Consider the following 22638-nt stretch of genomic DNA (forward strand, 5'->3'; position numbering starts at 1 on the left):
TGCACAATCCGCCCCTGGCCCACACGCCGGGGGCGGTACGCTGCGGGCATGCTGCTCGTGCTGAACGGCCCCAACCTCAACCGACTCGGCCTGCGGGAACCCGGCGTGTACGGCTCCCAGACCCTCGAAGACCTGGAACGGCAGTGCGACGCCTGGGGCGCGGAACTCGGGCAGGCCGTCACCTGCCGCCAGAGCAACTACGAGGGCCAGCTCATCGAATGGATCCACGAGGCCGAGGAGCACGGCTTCACCGGCATCGTCCTGAACCCCGGCGCGCTGACGCACTACTCGTACGCGCTGCGCGACGCCATCGCCGGACAGCGCGTCCCCGTGATCGAGGTGCACATCAGCAACGTGGACGCCCGCGAGGAATTCCGCCACAGGAGCGTCACGGCCGCCGTGTGCCGCGGCAAGATCAGCGGCCTGGGGTTCCTGGGCTACCGCCTGGGCCTGGAGGCGCTGGTCGAGGGGCAGGCGTGACCGGCTGGCGGCCCTACCCGCGCCGGGCGGACAGCACCGTCACCGGGGAACTCTGGCAGCTGGACGGCGTCGGCGACGCGCAGCATGCGCCCCGGCCCGTGCTGGTGTGGCTGCCCCCCTCGTATCACGCGGAGAGTAGGCGGCGGTACCCGGTCGTGTACTTCCACGACGGGCAGAACGTGTTCGACGCCGCCACCAGTTACAGCGGCGAGTGGGGCGCGGACGAGACCCTGAGCGCCCTGGCCGAGCAGGGCACCGAGGCCATCGCCGTCGGCATCCCAAACGGTGGCGACCGCCGCTTTCACGAGTACAGCCCGGTCGAGAACACCGACTACCCGCAGGGTGGTGGGGGCGGCGCGGAGGCCTACGTGGCGTTCCTGACCGGCACGGTGAAACCCGCCGTGGACGCAGCGTTCCGCACGCGACCCGGCGCGGACGACACGGTCGTGATCGGCTCCAGCATGGGCGGCGTGATCAGCCTGCACGCCTGGCTGACCCGCCCTGACGTGTTCGGGCACGCCGGGATCATGAGCCCCGCCTTCTGGACGAACGCCGGCTTCTCACTGCGGCAGGCGCAGCAGGCCCCCCTCCCAGCCGGGCGCGTGTGGGTGGACATCGGCGGGCAGGAAAGCCCGGAGTTTCCCGACCGGATGCGCGCCTACTGGGACGAGGCGCACACCCTCGCGGACACCCTGAGGGCCCGGGGGCTGGGCAAGAGGCTGCGCTTCCAGGCCGACCCGGCCGCCCCACACCACGAGAGCGCCTGGGCGGCCCGGCTACCCGCCGCACTGCGCTTCCTGCTGACCGGCCGGTAGTCCCACATGACTTGCCCCACCAGCGCTCATCTGGTACCCTTGCGTTTAGTGTCTCGCGCTTGGTAGGGCCGAGATGACCGGGAGGCACCCGGACACGCCAGCAGCCCTCTCCCCCGTCGGCCTGGACCGTGTCGCAGCCAAATCCCCCAACTTCGGAGTTTCACGGTGAAAACCTACATCCCCAAAAATGACGAGCAGAACTGGGTCGTCGTGGACGCCACGAACGTGCCCCTCGGCCGCCTCGCGACGCTGATCGCCAGCCGCATCCGTGGCAAGCACCGCCCCGACTTCACCCCCAACATGATCCAGGGTGACTTCGTGGTCGTCCTGAACGCCGCCCAGGTCGCCCTGACCGGCAACAAGCTGGACGGCAAGGTCTACACCCGCTACACCGGCTACCAGGGCGGCCTGAAGAAGGAAACCGCCCGCGAGGCGCTGAAGAAGCACCCCGAGCGCGTCATCGAGCACGCCGTGTTCGGCATGCTCCCCAAGGGCCGCCAGGGCCGCGCCATGCACAGCCGCCTGAAGGTGTACGCCGGTGAGGCGCACCCCCACGCCGCCCAGAAACCCCAGACGCTCGAGGTCAAATAATGGCGATTCAGCAACCCGAACAGTTCTACGGCACCGGCCGCCGCAAGAGCGCCGTCGCCCGCGTGTTCCTCCGCCCTGGCGAAGGCAAGATCATCGTGAACGGCAAGGAATTCCAGGCCTACTTCCGTGGTCTCCTGCGCGCCGTGCACGCCCTGCAGGCCTTCCGTGAAACCGGCACCGCCGGCCGTTACGACGCCGTGATCACGGTCGTCGGCGGCGGCCCCACCGGCCAGGCCGACGCGATCAAGCTGGGCATCTCCCGCGCCCTGCTGAAAGTGAACCCCGACTTCCGCGCGCAGCTCAAGCCCAAGGGCCTGCTGACCCGCGACCCCCGCGAAGTCGAGCGCAAGAAGTACGGCCTCAAGAAGGCCCGCCGCGCCCCCCAGTTCAGCAAGCGCTGATCCCCGCGAAAAAAGCCCCCGCACCTTCGGATGCGGGGGCTTTTTGTGTTGATGGTTGATAGGTGATGGGCTGCTCCCCTCTATCAACCATCGACTCTCCTCCATCAACGCCTCGTATGCGCGGCGTACCGCTCCAGGATGTCCCAGCCCTGCCCGCCGCGCATGACTTCTCGGGCCTGTTCGACGCCCTCGCGGATGCTCGCGGCGCGGCCCGCAGTGCGCAGGGCTGCCCCGGCATTCAGGGCCACGATGTCGCGCTGGGCCGGGGTGCCGCCGCCGGTGAGGAGCGCGCGGGTGATCTCGGCGTTCTCGGCGGGGCTGCCACCCACGATCGCCTCGCGCGGGTGGACGCTGACGCCGGCCTCCTCGGGGTGGAGGGTGCGGTCGATGATCTCGCCGTCGCGTAGGCCCGAGACGGTGTTCACGCCGCTGACAGTGAACTCGTCCAGGCCGCTGCCGTTCACGACGGTCGCGCCGCGCGCGCCCAGCAGGCGCAGCACCTCGGCCAGGGTGCGGGTCAGTTCCGGTTTGAACACGCCCACGACGAGGTGCGTGGCGCCCGCCGGGTTGCTGAGCGGCCCCAGGATGTTGAACACGGTGCGGGCCGCCAGTTCCGAGCGGACGGGCGCGGCGTGCCGCAGCGCCGGGTGGTAGTTGCGGGCGAACATGAACCCGATGCCCAGGGTGTTCACGGCGTCCGCGACGACGTCCGGCGTGGCGTCCAGGTTCACGCCCAGCGCTTCGAGCACGTCGGCGCTCCCGGCGCGGCTGCTCGCGGCGCGGTTGCCGTGCTTCGCAACCGGCACGCCCGCACCGGCCACCACGAACGCCGTCGTGGTACTGATGTTGAAGGTGTGCGCGCCGTCCCCACCGGTCCCCACCACGTCCAGCAGGACCTCGCGCGGCTGCACGTTCACGCGCACCGCATGCTCGCGCATGGCCTGCGCGAAGCCCGCGATCTCCTCGGGCGTCTCGCCGCGCACCCGCAGGGCCGCCAGCGCCGCCGCGAGGCGCACGCCGCTCAGTTCGCCCTCCATGACCTCGCGCATGAATGTCGCCGCCTCCGCCTGTGAGAGGCGCTCTCCGTTCATCAACCTCGCGTGCATCACTTCGTCTCCTCCTGACCTGCGCGGAACGCCTGCACCTCGGCCAGGAAATTCCGCAGCATCTCCAGTCCGTCCTCGGTCGCGATGCTCTCCGGGTGGAACTGCACGCCGAACACCGGGAACTCCCGGTGGCGCAGCGCCATCACGACCTCCTCGCCCGGGTCGGTCGTCCAGGCGGTCGCCACCAGCTCCGGCGGCAGGTCACGCACCACCAGCGAGTGGTACCGCGTGACCGTCACGCCGTCCCGCAGGCCCGCGAACAGGCCCGAGCCGTCATGCCGCACCGGACTGGTCTTGCCGTGCACGGGCAGCAGCGCGCGGCCCACCTGCGCCCCGAAGGCCTCCCCGATGCTCTGGTGACCCAGGCACACGCCCAGCACCGGCACGCTCGGCCCCAGTTCGCGGATCACGGCGACACTCTGCCCCGCCTCGGTCGGCGTGCACGGCCCGGGCGAGACCACGATCGCGTCCGGGTTCAGGGCCCGCACGTCGTCCAGCGTGAAGGCGTCGTTGCGCCACACCGTCAGCTCCGCGCCCAGCGCCCCGAAGTACTGCACCAGATTGAACGTGAACGAATCGTAGTTGTCGATCAGGAGGAGGCGGAGGGGCGCGGCGGGCTCGGTCATCGGTGAGTCTCCTGAGGGGGTGGCGGTCGGTGCGGGCGGCGTGACGGCCATCACAGCCCACCTGCCGCGAGTTCGACGGCGCGCATGAGGGCGGCGGCCTTGTTGCGGGTTTCCTGCTCCTCGCTGGCCGGGTCGCTGTCGGCGACGACGCCCGCACCGGCCTGGATGTGCACGCGGCCCTTCGTGATGACCATGGTGCGCAGGGTCAGGGCCATGTCCATGCTGCCGTTCAGGGCGATGTACCCGAAACTGCCGCCGTACGGGCCGCGCCGGACGGGTTCGAGTTCGTCGATGATCTGCATGGCGCGGATCTTGGGCGCGCCGCTGACGGTGCCCATGGGTTGCACGCTGGCCAGCGCGTGCAGGGGCGTCTGGTCGTCCCGCAGGGTGGCGGTGACGCTGGAGACGATGTGCATGACGTGGCTGTAGCGTTCGATGGTGAAGGCGTCGTGCACGCGGACGCTGCCGTACTCGCTGACCTTTCCGAGGTCGTTGCGGCCCAGGTCCACGAGCATGAGGTGCTCGGCGCGTTCCTTCTCGTCCGCGAGGAGTTCGTCCGCGAGATCCTGATCGTGCCCCTGGGTGGCGCCACGCGGGCGGGTCCCGGCGATGGGGCGGGTGGTCACCGTCCGGCCGTCGCTGGCGAGGAGGCTCTCGGGGCTGCTGGCGACCAGCGTGACCGGCCCGAGTTGCAGGTACCCGAGGTACGGGCTGGGATTCACGCGGCGCAGCGCGCGGTACAGCGCGAAGGGGTGCAGGTCGCCCAGGTCGGCGCTGAAGCGCTGGCTGGGCACCACCTGGAAGATGTCCCCGGCGCGGATGTACTCCAGGGCCTCTCTGACGGCGGCCTGGAAAGTGTCCGGAGTGAAGTTGCTGGTGAACTCGGGCGGCGTGGTGGGCATGCAGCCCGGCACGGCCGGCAGCGGCCCGCGCAGGCGCTGGGTGAGGCGCTGCACCTCCTCCTGCGCGTCCGCCTGGGTATCGGCGGTGGCGACGGTGATCAGGCGGTGCTTGAGGTGGTCGAAGATGACCATGCCGCGCGGCGCGATGAAGCACGCGTCCGGGACGTTCAGTTCGTCGGGGTTCGCGTCGGGCAGGCGCTCGTAGTTGCGGATCAGGTCGTACGCGGCGTACCCGATCGCGCCGCCGATCAGCGCCGGGAGACCGTCCGGGACGGTCGCGGGGCGGACGGTCGCGTGGTACAGCCGCGCCAGGGGATCGGTGTCCTGTCCACCGAAGTCGCCGAAGGTGCCGCTGCTCGTCACGTGCGCGCCGCGCGCCTCGAAGCGGCCCTGCTCACCCACGCCGATGAACGAGTAGCGGCCCAGTTTCTCCCCGGCCTCCACGCTCTCGAGCAGGAAGGTGACCGTCTCGCCCTGCGCGACTTTCAGGTACGCGGTGACGGGCGTGTCGAGGTCGGCGTTGAGTTCCTGCACGGCGACGGCCAACGGGGAGCGCGGATTCGGATGCGTCATGGGTCTCCTGGGATTCGGGGGCGGGGGGTCAAAAAAACGCCCGGGTGGGAGTTCCACCTGGGCGCGTCTGTGCAGTGTCGGGGCGACAAGCGTGATCAGACCCAGGAGTTTCTGGGCCACCACCACGCACCGGACACGGTCATGCGTGGCAGGATAGCGCGCCGCCCCCAGCGGCCGGGGGGGTGTGTAGACAGGTCACCGCTCAGCCAGGCGGGTCACCCAGGCGTGACGCTCACCGTGACCGCCTGCCCCTCCTCCAGCGACTCCGCGCGGCGCACCACGACCTTCACCGGCAACAGGTACCCGCCATCCTTCGGGAAGATCGAGGTGCGGAACCGGGTCTCCCCCACCACCGCCTCGCACGGGATCATGCCCCACCCGTACGTCACGAACCGCGCGGCGTCCTTCAGGTCCGGCACCAGTTCCTCCGGCACCCGCAGGAAGTAATGCGGGGCGGGACCACGCCAGTGAAACAGCTCGGCCGTGAACGTCAGGGGCATGCAGGCAGCGTAGCGGGTCAGGGGGTGACGGTCATCCAGAGGACGGTGCGGCCCACCTCCTGACCGTCCTTGCGGAAGGTGAGGGTCATGGGCGAGTCCCCGGTCGGCACGGTGGCATCGGCCTGGAATGTCAGCGTCGTCTGGAGGGCCTCAGCTGTCAGACCCTGTCCGGTCAGACTGGGCAGATTCAGGGTCGCCGGACTGACGGTCACGCCCGGCACGTCCACGTGTAGGGTGACGGGCCCACTGATCGCGCCACTCTGACGCAGGTCAAACGGCACTGCCGTGGGCTGACCGGTGCGGAGCAGCAGGTCGCTCCCCCAGGCAGGCGAGGCGACGCCGACCCACAGGCCACCCGTCGGGAAGGTCAGCCGGGACCACGTGCCCACCGGGATAGACGTGCGCTGAATGGTGTACTGGGTGTCCGTGCTACTTCTGCGCTTCTGGATCAGATTCCAGCCCTTCTTCAGATCCAGTTGATCCACGTACGTGAGCGTCAGATCGAGCGACGTGTCATCACAGCGGCCCTGCACGCGGATGTCGCGGTCGACGTACAGGCGGATCAGGCCGCTGCCGTCCAGACCAACCGAGTTGAGCACCCCCAACAGATCACCCTCGCGGCTGCTGACGCGCAGGCGGGGCGTGGCGCTCAGGGCGTCGGGCTGCGAACGGTCTCCGACGAAGTCCGAGCACTCGAACAGGCTGCTCAGCGCCCCGACCGGTGGGGTACTCAGCGTGAAATCCACCTGCCCGTCGGCGGCCAGCGGGACCCGCTGGGCCACGACCGTCTCGCCTGCGCCCCAGTCCACGTATTCCTCCTCAACCAGGGCACCCTGCCCCAGCGTGGCGTGGTGCAGGGTGCCGACCACCCGCGCCGGGTCGGTGGGGCCGCCCACCTCGCTGCCGGTGGCGTCCTGCGCAGGCGTGAACAGCAGGCTGAAGCTGAAGACCTGCGTCTCGGGGTGCTGGCGGTCGACCGGAAAGTCCACGGCGAACGTCACGGGCACGCTGGCGCCGGGAGCGAGTGTGCCGGGCACCAGCCAGCCGCCACTCTGGGTGGTCACACTCAGGCCAGCGGGTGGGGTGACCTGCACGCCGCGCAGGTCGAGGTCCGTCAGGAAGGGCGTGCCCTGCGGGTGCGGGCGGGCCACGCCGGTCTGGAGGTCGAGGTCCTGGGCGCGGGTGGCACTCAGTTGCGGGGCCTGGGCGGACGCGTCCTGGCCGTCGAAGCGTTGCAGGCGGCGGAACGGCGTGCCGGCGATGGTGGGCGCCATGGCGTTGTTGTTCGGGTCGCCGTCCGTGTCGTTCAGGGCGACGGGCAGCAGCACGAGGTTCGTGATGGGTGCGCCCGTCGGGTTGGTGACCAGGAACGTGGTGTTCACGTGCCGGACGTCCTGGGTGCCGCGCCGGCTGATGAACGTGACGGCGCTGACGGCCTGGGCACTGAGTTGCACGTCACCCGGCGTGGCCTCCAGCCGCTGCGCGGTCAGCCGAGTGGGGCGCAGGGAGTGCAGGGTCGCCTGCGCGCCCTGCGGGCCGCCCACCCGGATGTCGAGGGCGTAGACCTGACCGCTGGACGCGGCGGGCCGGGTGGGCGGGGTGGAGGTCGGCGCAGAGCAGCCGAGGAGCAGCAGGGTCAGGGCCGGGATCAGGGACGCGCGCTTGAACATGGGGAACCTCGGGTGAAGGGGAACTGGAGGTTCAGCGTAGCGGACGGCAGCGGGCAGCTCTGCCTCACCTGCGTGCGAGCCGGCGCCCTGAGGCCGCTCCGGGGTGGTCGGGCAGCTCTATTGCTGATCGACGCCCTGACGGACGCCGCTCATGAGCGCCTCGTCGTACAGGCCGGCGTAGTGGTCCCCAAGATTGACGAGGAACTGCATCTCCTCCTTGGTGGTGCGCGCGCTCAGGCGCGTCTCAAAACTCAGCAGGAGCGCGCCGTAAGCGAGCGAGGCGGCGCCCGCGATAGCCAGGATGACCGGCAGCGGCCCGGCCTGGGCGCCGAGCAGGGCGCTGCCGCCGATCAGGATGCTGGTCAGGACGAGCAGCGCCACGGCGAGGTACAGGGACGTCATGGCCCGCACGATGATGCGGCTGCGCCGCGCCAGCCGGGGCAACTGCTTGACGATCATGCGTTTCTCGTCCCTCGCCAGCGGTTCGGCGCGGCCGTCCTCGGTCACGAGCACCTTGAAACGCGCCGTGAGCTGCCGCACCCGGTCGGTCACGCGGCCCAGGCGGCTGCTGGTGCTCATGAGCAGGGTGCCCGCGCCGCTGATCAGCACGGCCGGGGTGATCATGGCGGTCAGGACCTGCAAGCTCGCGTCGGCCATGCCCTGAAGGTACGCTAAAACCCCACTGGGACGTCTTCGATAAATCTGCACATTCCCTGCAAAGACCCTGCACGCACGCCGGTCATCCTTTGACCCAGGAGAAGGGCAGCGGCCAGCAGAGGCCGCACCCGGACCGCAAAGGAGACCCACCATGAAAAAGATGCTGCTGACCGTCGCCGCTGCCCTGAGCCTCGCCACCACCGCCTTCGCGGCCACCCCCGCCACCGTGTACGCCACGGACGGGAACGGCAACCAGTTCGATGGCCTGTACACCGAATCGAGTTGGATGGCCGTCGAGGTGCCGCTCGCAGACCTGGGAGGCCGCGTGCCGAGCGACCTGAGCATCGCCGTGAGTGGCCTGCCGGAAGGGACGTACGTGACGCTCGACAGCGTGAGCACCCAGGGCAGCTACGCGCTGCTGCACGTCTCGGTGACCCGCGACAGCACCGCCAGCAACGTGAACAGCCTCGCGCAGATCGCCGTGAACTCGGGCAGCGCGACGCTGACCACAGTGCAGCTGCCGGTGTACGGCGCAGCCTACAGCGAGTGACCTCCCACTGGCCTGCCAGGGGAACGCCCATCTCTTCGGAGGTGGGCGCTTTTTCATGCGGGCCTCTGATGCTCTAGGCTGCAGGGCATGTGGGAGTCACGGCGGGCGGCGGCAGTTCCGGGGAGCGTGTTCGCGCTGATGGACGCCGCGAAGGGGCGGGCGCGGGCGGCGGGGCTGGGCGTCGTGGACCTGAGTATCGGGAGCAGTGATCTGCCGCCGCCGGACGCGGTGCTGGAGGTGCTGCGCGGCGCGACCCGCGATCCGGGCACGTACCGGTACCCGCTGTTCAGCGACACGGCTCCGCTGCGTGAGGCGGCGGCGGCTTATCTGGCGCGGCGGTTCGGGATGCGGGTGGACCCGGAGCGGGAGGTGCTGCCGCTGATCGGCGCGCAGGAGGGGCTGGCGCACCTGCTGCTGGCCGTGACCGATCCGGGAGACACCCTGCTGCTACCGGATCCGTGCTACCCGCCTTACCTGGGCGCGGCGGCGGTGGCGGGCCTGAATGTGGTCACGCTCCCCCTGCGGCCCGAGGCGGGCTTCCTGCCGGACCTGGACGCCGTGCCGCAGGGCGTGCAGCCGCGCGTGCTGCTGCTGAACTACCCGAACAATCCGACGTCGGCGGTGGCGGACGCGGCCTTCTTCCGGCGGGCGGCGGCGTGGTGCCGGGCGCGGGGGACGCTGCTCGTGCATGACCATCCGTACGCGGAACTGACCTTCGGAGCGTACCGCGCGCCGAGTGCGCTGGAAGCCGGGCTGGACGGCGCACTGGACGGGGTGGTGGAGCTGCACTCGCTGAGCAAGACGCACCACATGGGCGGTTTCCGGGTGGGGTTCGCGGCCGGGGACGCCGGGGTCATGGCGGCGCTGGCGCGGGTGAAGGGCGCAGTGGATTTCCACCCGTACCTGGGTATCCAGCGGGCGGCGGCGCACGCGCTGGGGCTGCCGGACGGGGTGGGCCAGGCGGGCGCGGCGGTGTTCGAGGCCCGCCGTGACGCGCTCGTGCCCGCGCTGCGGGCGCTGGGCTGGGAGGTGGCGCTGCCTGAGGCGAGCATGTATGCGTGGGCGCGCGTGCCGGGGCTGACCGACAGTGTAGCGTTCGCGGTGCGCGCCGCCGAGACGACCGGGGTCGCGGTGAGTCCTGGCGCGGCGTTCGGGGCTGGCGGGGAGGGGTTTGTACGCTTTGCCCTCGTGCAGCCGCCGGAGGTGCTGCGCGAGGCCGCGCGGCGGCTGGGCACGGTCTCGGTCGACTAGCTCAGACGGAAGGGGGGGCGCCGCGCGGCTGCGCGGCGCCCCCCCTTCTGCGGCGTTTACTTGTCGAACTTGTCGTATCCGGCGGCGCTGCGGCGCTGGGCGCCACGGGCGTAGTCCATCTGCATCTCGACGGTCTCGTGCTTGCCTTCGGTGAAGGTGCTGTCGTGGATCCAGTAGTTGAGCCGGTCGTCGCCCAGCTGGACCCACAGCTTGTGCTCGTCTTCGGGGTCACGCCAGAAGGCGACGTGCTCGAAGGCGTTGAGCTGCGCCCAGGCCTTGATGTCCGACAGGACGCGCGCGGCCTTGGGATGGGTCATCTGGAATTCCTGACCGTCGGCTTCGTTGCGGAACTTGATCTCGACCATGATGCGTTCAGCGTAACAGACCCCGGGTGAACTGCGTACAGAGTTCCGCGAACGGCCCTTCATGTGTGCGGGACAGCATGGAAGCGGTACCGGTCCGGTGGGGACCGCAGCCCGGTCACGCTAGGGTGGGGGCGATGACGGACGTGTTGAAGGTCACCACGCTGAACGTGAACGGGCTGCGCAGCGCGCTGCGCAAGGGCCTGCGCGACTGGGCGGCGCGCGAACGCCCGGACGTGCTGCTGCTGCAGGAGGTGCGCGCCGATCCGATGCCGGGCGCGCTGGCGGATCTGGGCTACGACAGCGCGTGGTTCCCGGCGCAGAAGGCGGGGTACAGCGGCGTGGCGATCCTGTCGCGCCGGCCCCTGACGGACGTCCGCGCGGGCATGCCCCACGCCGAGATGGACGCCGAGGGCCGCGTGCTGAGCGCCGTGGTCGGCGGCGTGCGTTTCGTGAGCGTGTACCTCCCGAGCGGCAGCAGCGGCCCGGAGCGGCAGGGGTTCAAGGACCGTGTGCTGCTGGACTTCCAGGCCTGGACGGACGCCCTGCTCGCCGAGGGTCGGCCCGTGGTGATTGGTGGGGACTACAACGTCGCGCACCAGCCGATCGACCTGAAGAACTGGCGCTCGAATCAGAAGAACAGCGGTTTCCTGCCCCATGAGCGCGAGTGGATGACCGCGCACCTCGCCGCCGGCCTGACGGACACGCACCGCGCCTGCCTGGGCGACGCGGCGGAGTACACGTGGTGGAGCAACCGCGCGAACGCCTACGCCAACAACGTGGGCTGGCGCATCGATTATCTCCTCGCTTCGGGCGTGACCGTGCGGGAGGTCCGGGTGGACCGCGACGCGCGGCTGAGCGATCACGCGCCGCTCAGCGGCGTGATCTGGCAGGGCAAGCCGCTGAGGGAAGCGTAAAGTCCGCGTCAGATGAGGCCCGGGGGCCCGTGATATGCTGGGCGGGCTGCCGGGTTCAGGACAGCGCCCAACCCACGGCACGGTTCTGCATCTGAACCTGAGGTGAGGGGGCGCAACCCGAGGAAGCGATTACCTGTTCCCGTGGGCGGGTTGCGCGCACCAGCGCCAAAAGCCTGAGAAGCGCGTCTCACACGAGTTTACCCCCACGGGCGCGTCCTGAGTGACCAGGAACGTACATGCCGAAAACGAAGAAGACGGAAGCGGTGCCGGTCACCGAGAGGAACGGCACCGACATCACCAAGACCACCCCATCCAAGCGCGGCGCGAAGACAGCAGCCGCCCAGACTGAACCGAAGGCAACCCGCGCGGCGAAGAGCACCGCTAGCAAAGCCGCTGCCAAGGCCCCCGCGCCCCGCGCCAAGAAAACTTCGGCGGCCGCACCCCAGCCGGTGACTGAACCGGCCACATCTGCCGAGGTCGTGCACGAGGCCGCAGCGATGCCGCCCGTGCCCGCCCCTGCAAAGCGCGGCGGGCGCAAGGCGGCCGCACAGCCCACCCCGATGCCGGCCGAGGCAGCCCCTGAAGAGCCAACCACTGAAGCGGTGGCCGCCGAGGTCGAGCCGATCAGCCCGATACCCACCCCCACCGAGCCGACGCCCGCGAAGGCCCGCCGGGGTCGTCCGGCCAGAGCGAAGCCTGCGGCCGAACCGGCCGTGGCGCAGGCCGTCCAGCCGGTCGAGGCTCCACAGTCGGAGCAGCCCAGGACCGGCCGCGGCAAGACCGGCCGCCGGACCACCCCGGTGGTGCCGGAGGCTGAAGCGGCCACTCCGTCGACCGAGATGGATGCCGCTCCCGCCGCACCGGTAGAGGAGGTGGCAGTGGCCGCACCGGTCGCCACGGCGGGCCGGAAGACCGGGCGTGGGCGCCGTCAGGCGGCACCCGTGACTGAGCGGGAGCCGGACATCCAGGCGGCCTCGCCAACCGAGGCGGAGGGACAGGTGCCCGCCGCGGAGCCTCAGCCGGAAGCGGCCGCACCGGCCGTGACCCCTGCGCGCCGGGGCCGCAAGCCCAGGGCCGCGCCCGTACAGGACCCCCCGGTCAGCGAACCGCAGGTCGTGGCGCAGGCCCAGCCCGAAGCGGCTCCCGTGGACGCCGATCCGGTGATCCTGGAGGTGCCCCGCAAGCGTGGCGGCCGCCGCAAGAGCACACTGCCGAGCGCGCCGCTGGAGGACGTGCTGACGGGCGTGGAAGCCGTCACGAGCGAGCCTCAACCGGCAGCCGAGGTTGTCGAGACTGAGCCTGTCACCGCCGAACCCCTGGTCACCGAGGCACCTGCGGTCGAGACGAAGGGGCGCCGGGGCCGCAAGAAGAAGCCGGAGGCGACGCCCGCACCCACGCCGGTGGCCGCTGATGAGCCCACGCCCGCCGTGGATCAGGCCACGGAGTCCGTCGAGGAGCCAGAGGCCGGGGAGCCGCTGCCGGGCCTGGATCCGCTGCGGGATCTGGTGGTGGCGCAGCTGCGTAAGCTGGGCCGCCCGGTGCACGTGCGGGATCTGGAGCGCACCTTCACGCGGCAGACCATGAACCGCCTGGGCGGCTGGCGCGAGCTGACGGACCTGCTCGACACGCTGGTCGAGGACGGGCAGGTCATCCGCACCCGCAAGAAGACGTACGGACTGCCCGAGGCGATGAGCCTCATCCGTGGGCGCTTCCAGGCGTCGGCGGCGGGCTTCGGCTTCGTGATTCCCGACAGCGGCGGCGAGGACTACTACGTCCCGGCCGAGCAGACGCTGGAGGCCTGGAACGGCGACATCGTCCTCGTGCGTCAGGAGGGCCGTGGGGACAGCCGGGATGACCGCGGCCGGGGCGGGTCGCGCCGCGGGCAGCGGGGCGACGGCAATCCCCGCGCCAGCGTGGTGCGGATCGTGCAGCGCGCCTACCGCCAGCTGGTGGGGACGCTGGAATTCCATCACGGACACCCGATCCTGAAGCCGGACGATCACCGCGCGCGGCACCGCATCCTGCTGCTGCCCGAGGGTCTGGACGGCCTGGAGGCCGGGGCGCGCGTCGTGACCGAACTGTTCTGGCCCGAGCATACGGGCGAGGACGAGGTGTTCGGGCAGGTGTCGCGCGTGCTGGGCGACCAGGATGATCCGGTCACCGAGACGGAGGCCGTGATCGTGAAGTTCGGCCTGCGTGGCGACTTCCCCGAGGACGTGCTGGAGCAGGCGAACGCGATTCCCACCCGGATTCCCGAGGAGGCCCTGAAGGGCCGCCTGGACCTGCGGGACTTCAACATCTTCACGGTGGACGGCCGGGACGCGAAGGACTTCGACGACGCGATCCACATCCAGCCGACGCCCGAGGGCACCTTCGTGGTGGGCGTGCATATCGCCGACGTGAGTCACTACGTGCAGGAGGGCTCGCCGCTGGACGAGGAGGCGTACGCGCGGGCGACCAGCGTGTACCTGCCGGGCCGGGTGCTGCCCATGCTGCCCGAGCACCTCAGCAACGGCGTGTGCAGCCTCGTGCCGTACGAGGACCGCCTGACCATGACGGCTCTGGTGGAACTGAGTGCCGAGGGCGAGATCCTGAAGGTGCAGCTCGCGCCCAGCGTGATCAACAGCAAGGCCCGCCTGACCTACGACGAGGTGCAGGCGTACAGCGAGGCGACCGCCACGCTGCCCGAACACGCCCGGCACCTCGAGGGCGACCTGCACCTGCTGCTGAAGATCACCACGAAGCTGCGCCAGAAGCGCCTGCGTGAGGGGTCCCTCGACTTCAAGCTGCGCGAGGTGAAGGTGGACGTGGGCCCCGACGGGCGCATGGAACTCATCCCGATCCGCGAGGAGACGGCGCGCGGCATGATCGAGGACCTGATGCTGCTGGCGAACAAGGTCGTCGCGCACGAGCTGATCCAGCGCGAGATCCCGGCCCTGTTCCGCATTCACGAGGAACCCACCCTGCAACGCTTCCAGGACGTCACGAACGCCATCGGGCGCCTGGGGCTGGCCTTCCCCGGCGGGGAACCCACCCCGCAGGCGTACCAGGCGGTGCTGAAGCAGGTGCGGGGCACGCCGCGCGAGAGCGTCGTGAACACGCTGCTGCTGCGCTCCATGCAGCAGGCGAAGTACGCCGGGGAGAACCTGGGGCACTTCGGGCTGGCGTTTGGCGAGTACCTGCACTTCACCTCGCCGATCCGCCGCTACCCGGACCTGCTCGTGCACCGCGTGCTGCGCGGCATGCTGAGCGGCGAACTGAAGGCCGGGGGCCGCGCGGTGGCGCAGTTGCAGGCGCGCCTGCCCGGCATGGGCGAGCACACCAGTGAGCGCGAGCGCGCCGCGACGGAAGCGGAGCGGGACCTCACGAAGTACTACCAGGCGAAGTGGGCGCAGGAACACCTCGGGGAGTCGTTCCCCGGCACGGTGTCCGGCGTGGTGGCGAGCGGGCTGTTCGTGGCGCTGGACAACGGCGTGGAAGGCAAGCTGCACATCTCGCACCTGGACGACGACTACTACGTGTTCATCGAGGACGCGCAGATCCTGCGTGGCCGCAGCCGCGGGCGGTCGTACCGCCTGGGCGATTCGCTTCACGTCACGATTCAGGCCGTGAACCCGCTGGCTCGCCAGACGGATTTCACGCTGGCCGACCCGACCGACCCGGACTACCGCCCGGGCGACCTTCATCAGGAGACCGATATGGATTCACCCGTCAAACCCCGTGCCCGCCGCCGTGAGGACCGCGAGCAGGAGAAACGCGAGAAGTTGCAGAGCCTGCCCGTGAGCGAACCGAAGAAGTTCACGCTGGAGGATCCCTCGAACCGGCCCACGCTGTCCCCCTCGGCGGGCGGACGCACGGGGCGCGGACGCGGCCAGGGCCAGGCGCCCAGAGAGGGCCGCAGTGAGGGCCGTGGAGAGGCGCGCGAGCGTGGACAGGGGCGCACCTTCGGCGGGGTGAGCATGGGCCGCTCACGGCGCGTGATCACGCTGGAACGGCCCCGCAATGAGCACCTGCGCCCCGTGAACATCACGGTGCAGCGCATGTACTTCGGCGACTGGACGCTGGAGAACATGCCGCCCGAGGACGGTCAGGGCGGCGGGCGCGGCGGGCGTCCCCCCGTGCGGGAGCGCAGCGGCGGGGAACGCGGGCGCGGTTTCACGCGCGGCGGGAACGACCGGGGCGCGGTGCAGCGCGTGAACGGCCGTCAGCAGGGACAGACCGGTCAGGGCCGTCAGCGGGAGGCGGCGGCGCAGGTGCAGGCGCCGCAACCCGCACCCGCCGCCGCGCAGGACGCGGCCGGGGACGACGCCAAGCGCCGCCGCCGCCGCCGGGGCCGCCGGGGTGGCGGCAGCACGACCTCGCAGAGCTGAGTGCAACCTCTGTGAGCGGGCCGGTCTCCTGTGGGAGGCTGGCCCGCTCGCTTGGTGGAATTCCCATCTTGACACTTTGACCGCAGAACACCGTAGCCGTCGCTCCAGAGGGGACGGAACGCTGGACACCTGGCGGGTCGGTCGCCTATGCAGGTGCCCGGAACACGGGCACGCCTTAGGGTTTCTATCATCGGGTGGGTGGCGGCGCGCCTCTAGGCTGTCCTGATGCGCCCGGACGGGCGTGCAGGAGGGAACAGTCATGACCACGTCGGAACAGCCAGGGACTCAGCGTCAGCGCTCCCGCCTGGGGGCGCAACTCCTGCCGGGGGGCCGGGAGACGCGCTTCCGGGCCTGGAGTACCCGCGCCGGGCAGATGTGCGTGCGGATCGGGAACGAGTCTCACGTGATGGAGCCGCAGCCCGGCGCGTATTTCGAGACGGTGCTGCCGGTCGGGGCGGGCACCCGCTACTGCTTCGAACTGGACGGTCACGCGTTGCCGGACCCGTACGCGCGTTTCATGCCGCACGGCGTGCACGGCGACTCGGAGGTCGTGGATTTCTCCGTGTACGCGTGGCAGCATCCGGACTGGACGGGACGGGCGCTGGCCGAGTGCGTGTTCTACGAACTGCACGTGGGCACGTTCACGCCGGAAGGCACGTACAGGGCGGCGCAGGCGCGGCTGCCGGAGCTGGTGGACCTGGGCGTGACCGCGATCCAGATGATGCCGGTCGCGGCCTTCCCCGGCGAGCGGGGCTGGGGGTACGACGGCGTGGCGCTGTTCGCGCCGTTCGCGCCGTACGGCCGCCCCGAGGACCTGATGGCGTTCGTGGACGCCGCGCACGGTCTGGGCCTGGCGGTGTTCCTGGACGTGGTGTACAACCACTTCGGGCCGGACGGGAACTACCTGACGAGCTACAGCCCGTCGTACTTCACGGACCGCTTCCACACGGCGTGGGGGCAGGGCCTGGACTACGCCGAGCCGCACATGCGCCGCTACATCACCGGGAACGCGCGCATGTGGCTGCAGGACTACCGCTTCGACGGCCTGCGGCTGGACGCGACCGCCAGCATGCAGGACGACAGCGAGGAGCACATCCTGCACGAACTGGCGCGCGAGACGCACGCGCTGGGCGGCGGGCACATCCTGCTGGCCGAGGATCACCGCAACCTGCCGGAACTGGTCACCGAGACCGGCCTGGACGGCATCTGGGTGGACGACTTCCACCACGAGGTGCGCGTGACCCTGACAGAGGAGCAGGAGGGCTACTACGGGGGCTTCCGGGGCGGCGCGCGCGAACTGGCGCACGTCATTGGCAGGGGCTGGCAGTACGAGGGGCAGTTCTGGAACGTGACCGGCGAGGAACACAACCGCGGCCGGCCCGCCACCGACCTGGAGGCGCCGAGCTTCGTGTACTGCATCCAGAATCATGATCAGGTGGGGAACCGCGCGCTGGGCGACCGCCTGCACCACTTCGACTCCGTGACGCTGGCCGAGTACCGCGGGGCGAGCACGCTGCTGCTGTCGCTGCCGATGACGCCGCTGCTGTTCCAGGGGCAGGAGTGGGCGGCGAGCACGCCCTTCCCGTTCTTCAGCGACCACGCCGGCGAACTGGGGCAGATGGTGACCGAGGGGCGGCAGCGCGAGTTCGCGTACTTCTCGGGCTTCAGCACGCTGAACGTGCCCGACCCGCAGGCCGCCGGGACGTTCGAGAGCGCGAAGCTGAACTGGGCCGAGCGCGGGGAGGGCGAGCACGGGCGCACGCTGGCGCTGTACCGCCACCTGCTGCGCCTGCGCCGGGAGGATCCGGTGCTGCGGGAGCGGTCGCGCCGCTTCATCCGGGCGGGCGCGGTGGACACCGGCGCCGGGGAGGCGCTGTGGGTGCGCTGGGAGACCCCGCAGGGCGTGCGGGCCCTGCTGTGGAACCTGACACACACGCCGCTCACGCCGGGGCTGCTGGCGCTGCCGTTCGCGCTGCCGCCGGAGGTGCTGCTGCACTCCGAGGGGGACCTGCACGCGCCCGCCGCGCTGGGCGAGCTGCACCTGAGTCCGGGTGAGGCCGCGCTGCTGGCCGGGCCGGTGGAGGCGTGACCACGGGTTCCCGAGACGGGGTGTCTCCGGCCGGGGCCGCACGGGCCAGCACCGACGGCGTCCGGACCCACCTGCCGGGCGCGACGTACCGCCTCCAGCTGCACCGGGACTTCGATTTCGCGGCGGCGCGGCGGGTGCTGCCTTACCTTGCGCGGCTGGGCGTGACCGACGTGTACCTCTCCCCCATCTGGACGAGCACGCCGGGCAGCACGCACGGCTACGACGTGACCGACCACGCGCAGGTCAACCCGGAACTGGGCGGCCTGAAGGGCCTGAAGAGCCTGTCCGCGCGGGCCCGCGAGCTGGGCCTGGGCCTGATCGTGGATTTCGTGCCGAACCACATGGGCATCCAGGGCGGCCACAACCCCTACTGGGAGGACGTGCTGGAGCACGGGCAGGCCAGCCGCTACGCGCATTTCTTCGACATCTCCTGGCATCCGCTGAAGCGGGCGCTGGACGGCAAGGTGCTGCTGCCGGTGCTGGGCGACCAGTACGGGCGGGTGCTGGAACGCCGTGAGCTGCGCCTGGAACGGCAGGGCGGCGCGTTCAGGCTGCGCTACTGGGAGCGGCAGCTGCCCCTCTCGCCGCGCAGCGTGGGACAGCTGCTGGCCTGGACGGCAGACGCCCTGCCCGCCGCGACGGACACGGTCACGCTGGGGGAACTGGCGAGCATCCGCCGCTCGGTGGATACGCTGCCGCGCAGCACCTCGGCCGACCTGACCGACACCGACCGCGTGATCCGCGCGCAGGAGGTGCAGGTCATGACCCGCCGCCTGGGCGCGCTGCTGGAGGACTCGGGAGCGGTGCGCGGCGCGCTGGACGCCACGCTGGACGCCGTGAACGCCGACCCGGCGCGGCTGGACCGGGTGATCAGCGAGCAGAACTACCGGCTGGCGTTCTGGAAGGTCGCCGCCGAGGAGATCAACTACCGGCGTTTCTTCGACATCAACGACCTCGCGGCGCTGCGCATGGAGGACCCCCGCGTGTTCGCCTGGGCGCACGGGACGCTGTTCGACCTGCTGCGTCAGGGGCTCGTGCAGGGCGTGCGGCTCGATCACACCGACGGGCTGTTCGACCCGGCCGGGTACTTCCAGGCCCTCCAGGAAGGCGCCGCACAGGCCCTGGGCCGCGAGATGGGCGACGGGCTGCCGCTGTACGTGGTGGCCGAGAAGATCCTGGAGCCCGGCGAGACCCTGCCCGAGGCCTGGGCGATTCACGGCACGACCGGGTACGACTTCCTGGCGCAGCTCAGCGGCACCTTCGTGGACGGCGCGAACGAGGAGGAACTGAGTGCCATCTACCGCCGCTTCAGCGGGGACCGGCTGTCGTACGGGGAGCACCTGTACCGCGGTAAGCACCTGATCCAGCGGGTCAGCCTGCCGGGCGAGGTGAACGTCCTGACCGAGCACCTCGAGCGGCTGGCCGAGACGGACCTGAACGCGCGGGACTTCACGCTGAGCACGCTGCGCGCCGCGATCCGCGAGGTCATCGCGACGTTCCCGGTGTACCGCACGTACATCCGCGCCGACGGGCAGCGCGAACCCGGCGACGACGCGAAGATCGCCCACGCCATCCGCGACGCGAAGGCCCACAACCGCCGGGACGGCCTGACCCTGGACCCCAGCGTGTTCGACTACCTGCACGCCGTGCTGACCCTGAACGCCCCGGACGGGCGGACGCGCGCGGCCTACGCGGACTTCGCGCTGAAATTCCAGCAGCTGACCGGGCCGGTCACGGCCAAGGGCGCCGAGGACACGGCCTTCTACCGCTACGCGCGGCTGCTGTCGCTGAACGAGGTGGGGGGAGACCCGGCGCTGTTCGGCACGCCGGTCACGACCTTCCACGAGGCGGCGCAGGGCCGCGCGGCGCGCTGGCCGCACGCGATGCTCGCGGGCAGCACCCACGACACCAAGCGCGGCGAGGACACCCGCGCGCGCATCAGCGTGCTGTCCGAGCTGCCGCAGACGTGGTCGGCGTACCTGAGCCGCTGGTCGCCGCTGATCCGCAGCCTGGAAACCGACCTGGAACTGGGCCGCGCGCCCACCACCCTGGACGGGTACGTGCTCCTGCAGAACGCGCTGGGCGCGTACCCGCTGGACGGCCGCACGGAGGACTTCGCGGACCGCCTGAGCGCGTACATGCTCAAGGCGGCGCGCGAGGCGAAACTCCGCACGAGCTGGGCCGCGCCCGACGAGGAGTACGAGGCGGCGCTGGACGCCCTGGTGCGCGGCCTGCTGACCGACGACGACTTCATGACGTCACTGACCGAACTGCACGGCCGGATCAGCCCGCACGGGGCGCAGAACGGCCTGAGTGCCGCGCTGGTGCGCCTGACCGCGCCCGGCGTGCCCGACACGTACCAGGGCAGCGAGGGCTGGAACCAGAGCCTCGTCGATCCGGACAACCGCCGCCCCGTAAACTACGGCGCGCTGAACCGCACGCTGGGGCGCCTGGAACGCGGGCAGGGCACCCTGGCGCTGGCCCGCAAACTGCTCGACACCTTCGAGGACGGCAGCGTGAAGGTCCTGGTCACCTGGGCGGCCCTCCAGGCCCGCGCCGCGCACCCCGAGCTGTTCCGGGAAGGCACGTACCGGCCCCTGGACGGCGGTCGGCACGTCCTGGCGTTCGCGCGGGAACTGGGGACGCAGCGGGCCGTGACGGTCGCGCCGCGCCTGACCTTCACCCTGACGCGCGAGCGGACCCCCTGGGCAACCGGGGCGGCGTGGGGCACGCGGCAGCTGACCCTGCCTGCCGGGACGTACACCAACCTCCTGACCGGGGAGCGGCTGCGCGCCCGCGGCGGCAAGACCCCGCTGGCGAAGGTGCTGGAGGACTTCCCGCTGGCCCTGCTGCTGCGCGAGTGACTCCCACAGGTGGTGGAGGCGCGGGTGAATGCGCCTTCACCACCTGCGGGAACTTCCGGTGCGGCCGCCGCGTACTCTGAGACGTATGCAGACCTATCCCACCACTGCCCGTTCGACCGACATCGTGCGGACGTTCATGGCCCGCACCTATTCCTGGATGGCGGCCGGTCTGGCCCTGACCGCCGGCATCGCGTGGCTGACCGCCAGCAACGAGGCCCTGGCCCTGCAGGTGCTGAACCTGCGCCTGCCGCTGGTCATCGCGCAGCTGGCGCTGGTGTTCGTGCTGAGCCTCGGCGCGCAGCGCCTGCCCAGCGCCCTGGCCGGCGTGCTGTTCATCGTGTACGCCGCCCTGACCGGCCTGACGTTCTCGTCGATCCTGCTCGCCTACGACCTGAGCGCCGTGACGGCCGCGTTCGCCACGACCGCCGGGACCTTCGGCCTGATGAGCGTGGCGGGCTTCGTGATCAAGAAGGACCTGAGCGCCATGGGCCGCTTCTTCATGTTCGCGGTGATCGGCCTGTTCGTCGCCATGATCGTGAACCTGTTCGTGGCAAGCAGCGCCCTGACGCTGGGGATCAGCATTGTGGGCGTGCTGCTGTTCGCGGGCCTCACCGCGTACGACACGCAGATGCTGCGCAACCTCGCCCTGAGTGGCGTGCAGGGCGAGCAGGCCGAGCGGGCCGCGATCAACGGGGCGCTGGCGCTGTACCTGGACTTCATCAACATGTTCCTGTTCATCCTGCGTCTGTTCGGCATCGGCGGCAGCCGCGACTGACTGCTGCATCACTAAACGCCCCCGCCGAGTCACTGGCGAGGGCGTTTCTGCTGTGTCGGTTATTTCGGGTACAGCGTCTTCACGAGCGGGCTGTTCAGGTTCGCGTCGCCGCGCAGCATGGCGTACGGCAGGGTGACCGTCTCGGCGCAGGCCGACACGACGTGCGGCAGGTCGCTGGGCGTCAGATTCACCCCGGCGGCGCTCAGGTGCGCGGTGAACTCGTCGGCGTCTTCACGCAGGACGTTCAGGCACTCGGCGTCCACCTTCGCCTTCACGGCCGACAGGTACAGCGTCTTCTGCCGCGCGGCGCCCAGTTTCGGGAACAGGGTGGTCAGCGGCACGGCGCGGCCCGTCATGCGGTCCAGAATGACGCCCTCGGTCCAGTTGTCGGGGTGCGCGCCGCCGCAGTAATAATCCACGTCGTCGCGCAGGCTGAGCAGGCGGGCGTTCGACAGCGTGATGGCGGCCCTCAGGGTGTACCCCTCCTGCGGGTCCTGCTGCGCGGCCTCGGGCAGCAGGGCGCGGCAGTCTAGGGCGTCCGCCGCGTGGCGCAGCTGACGGTCCTGCAGCGCGGCGTTCAGCGCGCCGCTCGCGCCGGGCACGCGCGGGTACGTCACGCCGGACAGCGGCTCGCGCACCGCGCGCCCCCCGGTGAGCGTCACCCAGGGGCGGTTCAGTTTCAGGAAGGCCAGCGGATCGTCGCGGCGCAGCGCACTCAGGCCCGGCGAGAGGGGCAGCCGCAGCGGCAGCCGAGCGGCGTCCAGCGGGGTCAGGGTGACCTCCTGTGGCCGGGCGGCACCCGGCGCCTGCCACGTCCCCTTCAGGCCGCCCGGGGCGGGCATCAGGCTGAAGCAGCCGGTCACGACCGCTTCGCCGCCCAGTTCGCGGCGCACGCGTTCCTCCAGCACCAGCGCGTTCCCGCTGCGGCGCGCCTCCAGGAACAGGTCGAGGCTGCGGCCCTCGTAGAAGTACCGCGACTCGCCCTTCGGATCGAGGCTCAGGGCGACCGGCAGCGTCCCGAGTGTTCCCCGGTACGTCCCGGCGCGGGCCCAGTCAGGCAGGCCCTCGGTGCCGCCGCACCCGGCAGCCTGCGCGTCCGCACCGAGGACGAGGGCGGCAGTGAAGATCCATCTCAGCAT

The 22638-nt window shown here is 70.8% G+C and carries 19 protein-coding genes; 11 read left to right on the plus strand and 8 right to left on the minus strand.

Features of this window, described 5'->3' with window-relative positions:
- Positions 1-48 precede the first annotated feature (48 nt).
- The 4 genes from aroQ to rpsI all read left to right on the plus strand — a co-directional run bounded on the left by aroQ (position 49) and on the right by rpsI (position 2287).
- Positions 49-480: a type II 3-dehydroquinate dehydratase gene (gene aroQ, locus AUC44_RS11680; RefSeq protein ID WP_058975605.1), complete on the plus strand. Its 432-nt coding sequence runs from the start codon at positions 49-51 to the stop codon at positions 478-480.
- Positions 477-1295: an alpha/beta hydrolase gene (locus AUC44_RS11685; RefSeq protein WP_231724429.1), complete on the plus strand. Its 819-nt coding sequence runs from the start codon at positions 477-479 to the stop codon at positions 1293-1295. Before aroQ ends, AUC44_RS11685 begins: the two co-directional genes overlap by 4 nt.
- A 165-nt stretch (positions 1296-1460) precedes the next feature.
- Positions 1461-1886 carry a 50S ribosomal protein L13 gene (rplM, locus tag AUC44_RS11690; RefSeq protein WP_046843114.1) on the plus strand — a complete coding sequence of 142 codons (426 nt, stop codon included), beginning with the start codon at positions 1461-1463 and terminating at the stop codon, positions 1884-1886.
- On the plus strand, positions 1886-2287 hold the full coding sequence (gene rpsI / locus AUC44_RS11695; protein WP_062158837.1) for a 30S ribosomal protein S9: 402 nt from the start codon (positions 1886-1888) through the stop codon (positions 2285-2287). The genes rplM and rpsI overlap by 1 nt, the downstream gene beginning before the upstream one ends.
- Positions 2288-2391: 104 nt before the next feature.
- Here the strand turns inward: rpsI and trpD are convergent, their stop codons facing one another.
- The 6 genes from trpD to AUC44_RS11725 all read right to left on the minus strand — a co-directional run bounded on the left by trpD (position 2392) and on the right by AUC44_RS11725 (position 8321).
- Complete coding sequence (gene trpD / locus AUC44_RS11700) at positions 2392-3378, minus strand: anthranilate phosphoribosyltransferase (RefSeq protein ID WP_082689046.1); 987 nt, start codon at positions 3376-3378, stop codon at positions 2392-2394.
- A 14-nt stretch (positions 3379-3392) separates the two neighbouring features.
- Positions 3393-4019: an anthranilate synthase component II gene (locus tag AUC44_RS11705; RefSeq protein WP_062158841.1), complete on the minus strand. Its 627-nt coding sequence runs from the start codon at positions 4017-4019 to the stop codon at positions 3393-3395.
- Between the two features lie 50 nt (positions 4020-4069).
- Positions 4070-5494 (minus strand): anthranilate synthase component I, encoded by a 1425-nt coding sequence (trpE, locus tag AUC44_RS11710; RefSeq protein WP_062158843.1) that lies wholly within the window; start codon positions 5492-5494, stop codon positions 4070-4072.
- A 215-nt stretch (positions 5495-5709) separates the two neighbouring features.
- Positions 5710-5994, minus strand: coding sequence for a DUF1905 domain-containing protein (locus AUC44_RS11715; protein ID WP_062158845.1), 285 nt, complete (start codon positions 5992-5994; stop codon positions 5710-5712).
- A gap of 17 nt (positions 5995-6011) precedes the next feature.
- Complete coding sequence (locus AUC44_RS11720; RefSeq protein WP_062158847.1) at positions 6012-7664, minus strand: hypothetical protein; 1653 nt, start codon at positions 7662-7664, stop codon at positions 6012-6014.
- A gap of 117 nt (positions 7665-7781) precedes the next feature.
- On the minus strand, positions 7782-8321 hold the full coding sequence (locus tag AUC44_RS11725) for a DUF2721 domain-containing protein (protein ID WP_062158849.1): 540 nt from the start codon (positions 8319-8321) through the stop codon (positions 7782-7784).
- A gap of 151 nt (positions 8322-8472) precedes the next feature.
- On the opposite strand from AUC44_RS11725, the gene AUC44_RS11730 reads away from it, so the two are divergent.
- Together AUC44_RS11730 and AUC44_RS11735 are read left to right on the plus strand one after the other, a co-directional pair.
- Positions 8473-8871 carry a hypothetical protein gene (locus AUC44_RS11730; RefSeq protein WP_157445337.1) on the plus strand — a complete coding sequence of 133 codons (399 nt, stop codon included), beginning with the start codon at positions 8473-8475 and terminating at the stop codon, positions 8869-8871.
- An 87-nt stretch (positions 8872-8958) separates the two neighbouring features.
- Positions 8959-10122 (plus strand): aminotransferase class I/II-fold pyridoxal phosphate-dependent enzyme, encoded by a 1164-nt coding sequence (locus AUC44_RS11735; RefSeq protein ID WP_062158853.1) that lies wholly within the window; start codon positions 8959-8961, stop codon positions 10120-10122.
- 56 nt (positions 10123-10178) lie between these two features.
- On the opposite strand, the gene AUC44_RS11740 is transcribed toward AUC44_RS11735, so the two are convergent.
- Positions 10179-10487 carry a hypothetical protein gene (locus AUC44_RS11740; protein ID WP_062158855.1) on the minus strand — a complete coding sequence of 103 codons (309 nt, stop codon included), beginning with the start codon at positions 10485-10487 and terminating at the stop codon, positions 10179-10181.
- Positions 10488-10621: 134 nt separating this feature from the next.
- On the opposite strand from AUC44_RS11740, the gene AUC44_RS11745 reads away from it, so the two are divergent.
- From AUC44_RS11745 to AUC44_RS11770, 5 genes are all read left to right on the plus strand, one after another.
- Positions 10622-11401 (plus strand): exodeoxyribonuclease III, encoded by a 780-nt coding sequence (locus AUC44_RS11745; protein WP_062158857.1) that lies wholly within the window; start codon positions 10622-10624, stop codon positions 11399-11401.
- 236 nt (positions 11402-11637) lie between these two features.
- Positions 11638-15771, plus strand: coding sequence for a ribonuclease R (gene rnr / locus AUC44_RS11755; RefSeq protein ID WP_082689048.1), 4134 nt, complete (start codon positions 11638-11640; stop codon positions 15769-15771).
- A gap of 259 nt (positions 15772-16030) precedes the next feature.
- Positions 16031-17860 (plus strand): malto-oligosyltrehalose trehalohydrolase, encoded by a 1830-nt coding sequence (gene treZ / locus AUC44_RS11760; RefSeq protein ID WP_062159822.1) that lies wholly within the window; start codon positions 16031-16033, stop codon positions 17858-17860.
- Between the two features lie 20 nt (positions 17861-17880).
- Complete coding sequence (gene treY / locus AUC44_RS11765) at positions 17881-20724, plus strand: malto-oligosyltrehalose synthase (protein ID WP_062158861.1); 2844 nt, start codon at positions 17881-17883, stop codon at positions 20722-20724.
- An 85-nt stretch (positions 20725-20809) separates the two neighbouring features.
- The gene (locus AUC44_RS11770) at positions 20810-21499 is read left to right on the plus strand and encodes a Bax inhibitor-1/YccA family protein (RefSeq protein ID WP_062158863.1); all 690 of its coding nucleotides are present in this window, start codon (positions 20810-20812) and stop codon (positions 21497-21499) included.
- Positions 21500-21558: 59 nt separating this feature from the next.
- Here the strand turns inward: AUC44_RS11770 and AUC44_RS11775 are convergent, their stop codons facing one another.
- Complete coding sequence (locus AUC44_RS11775) at positions 21559-22638, minus strand: hypothetical protein (RefSeq protein ID WP_231724430.1); 1080 nt, start codon at positions 22636-22638, stop codon at positions 21559-21561.

Origin of the sequence: Deinococcus actinosclerus (assembly GCF_001507665.1) — a bacterium.
In the GTDB taxonomy this organism is placed as follows: domain Bacteria; phylum Deinococcota; class Deinococci; order Deinococcales; family Deinococcaceae; genus Deinococcus; species Deinococcus actinosclerus.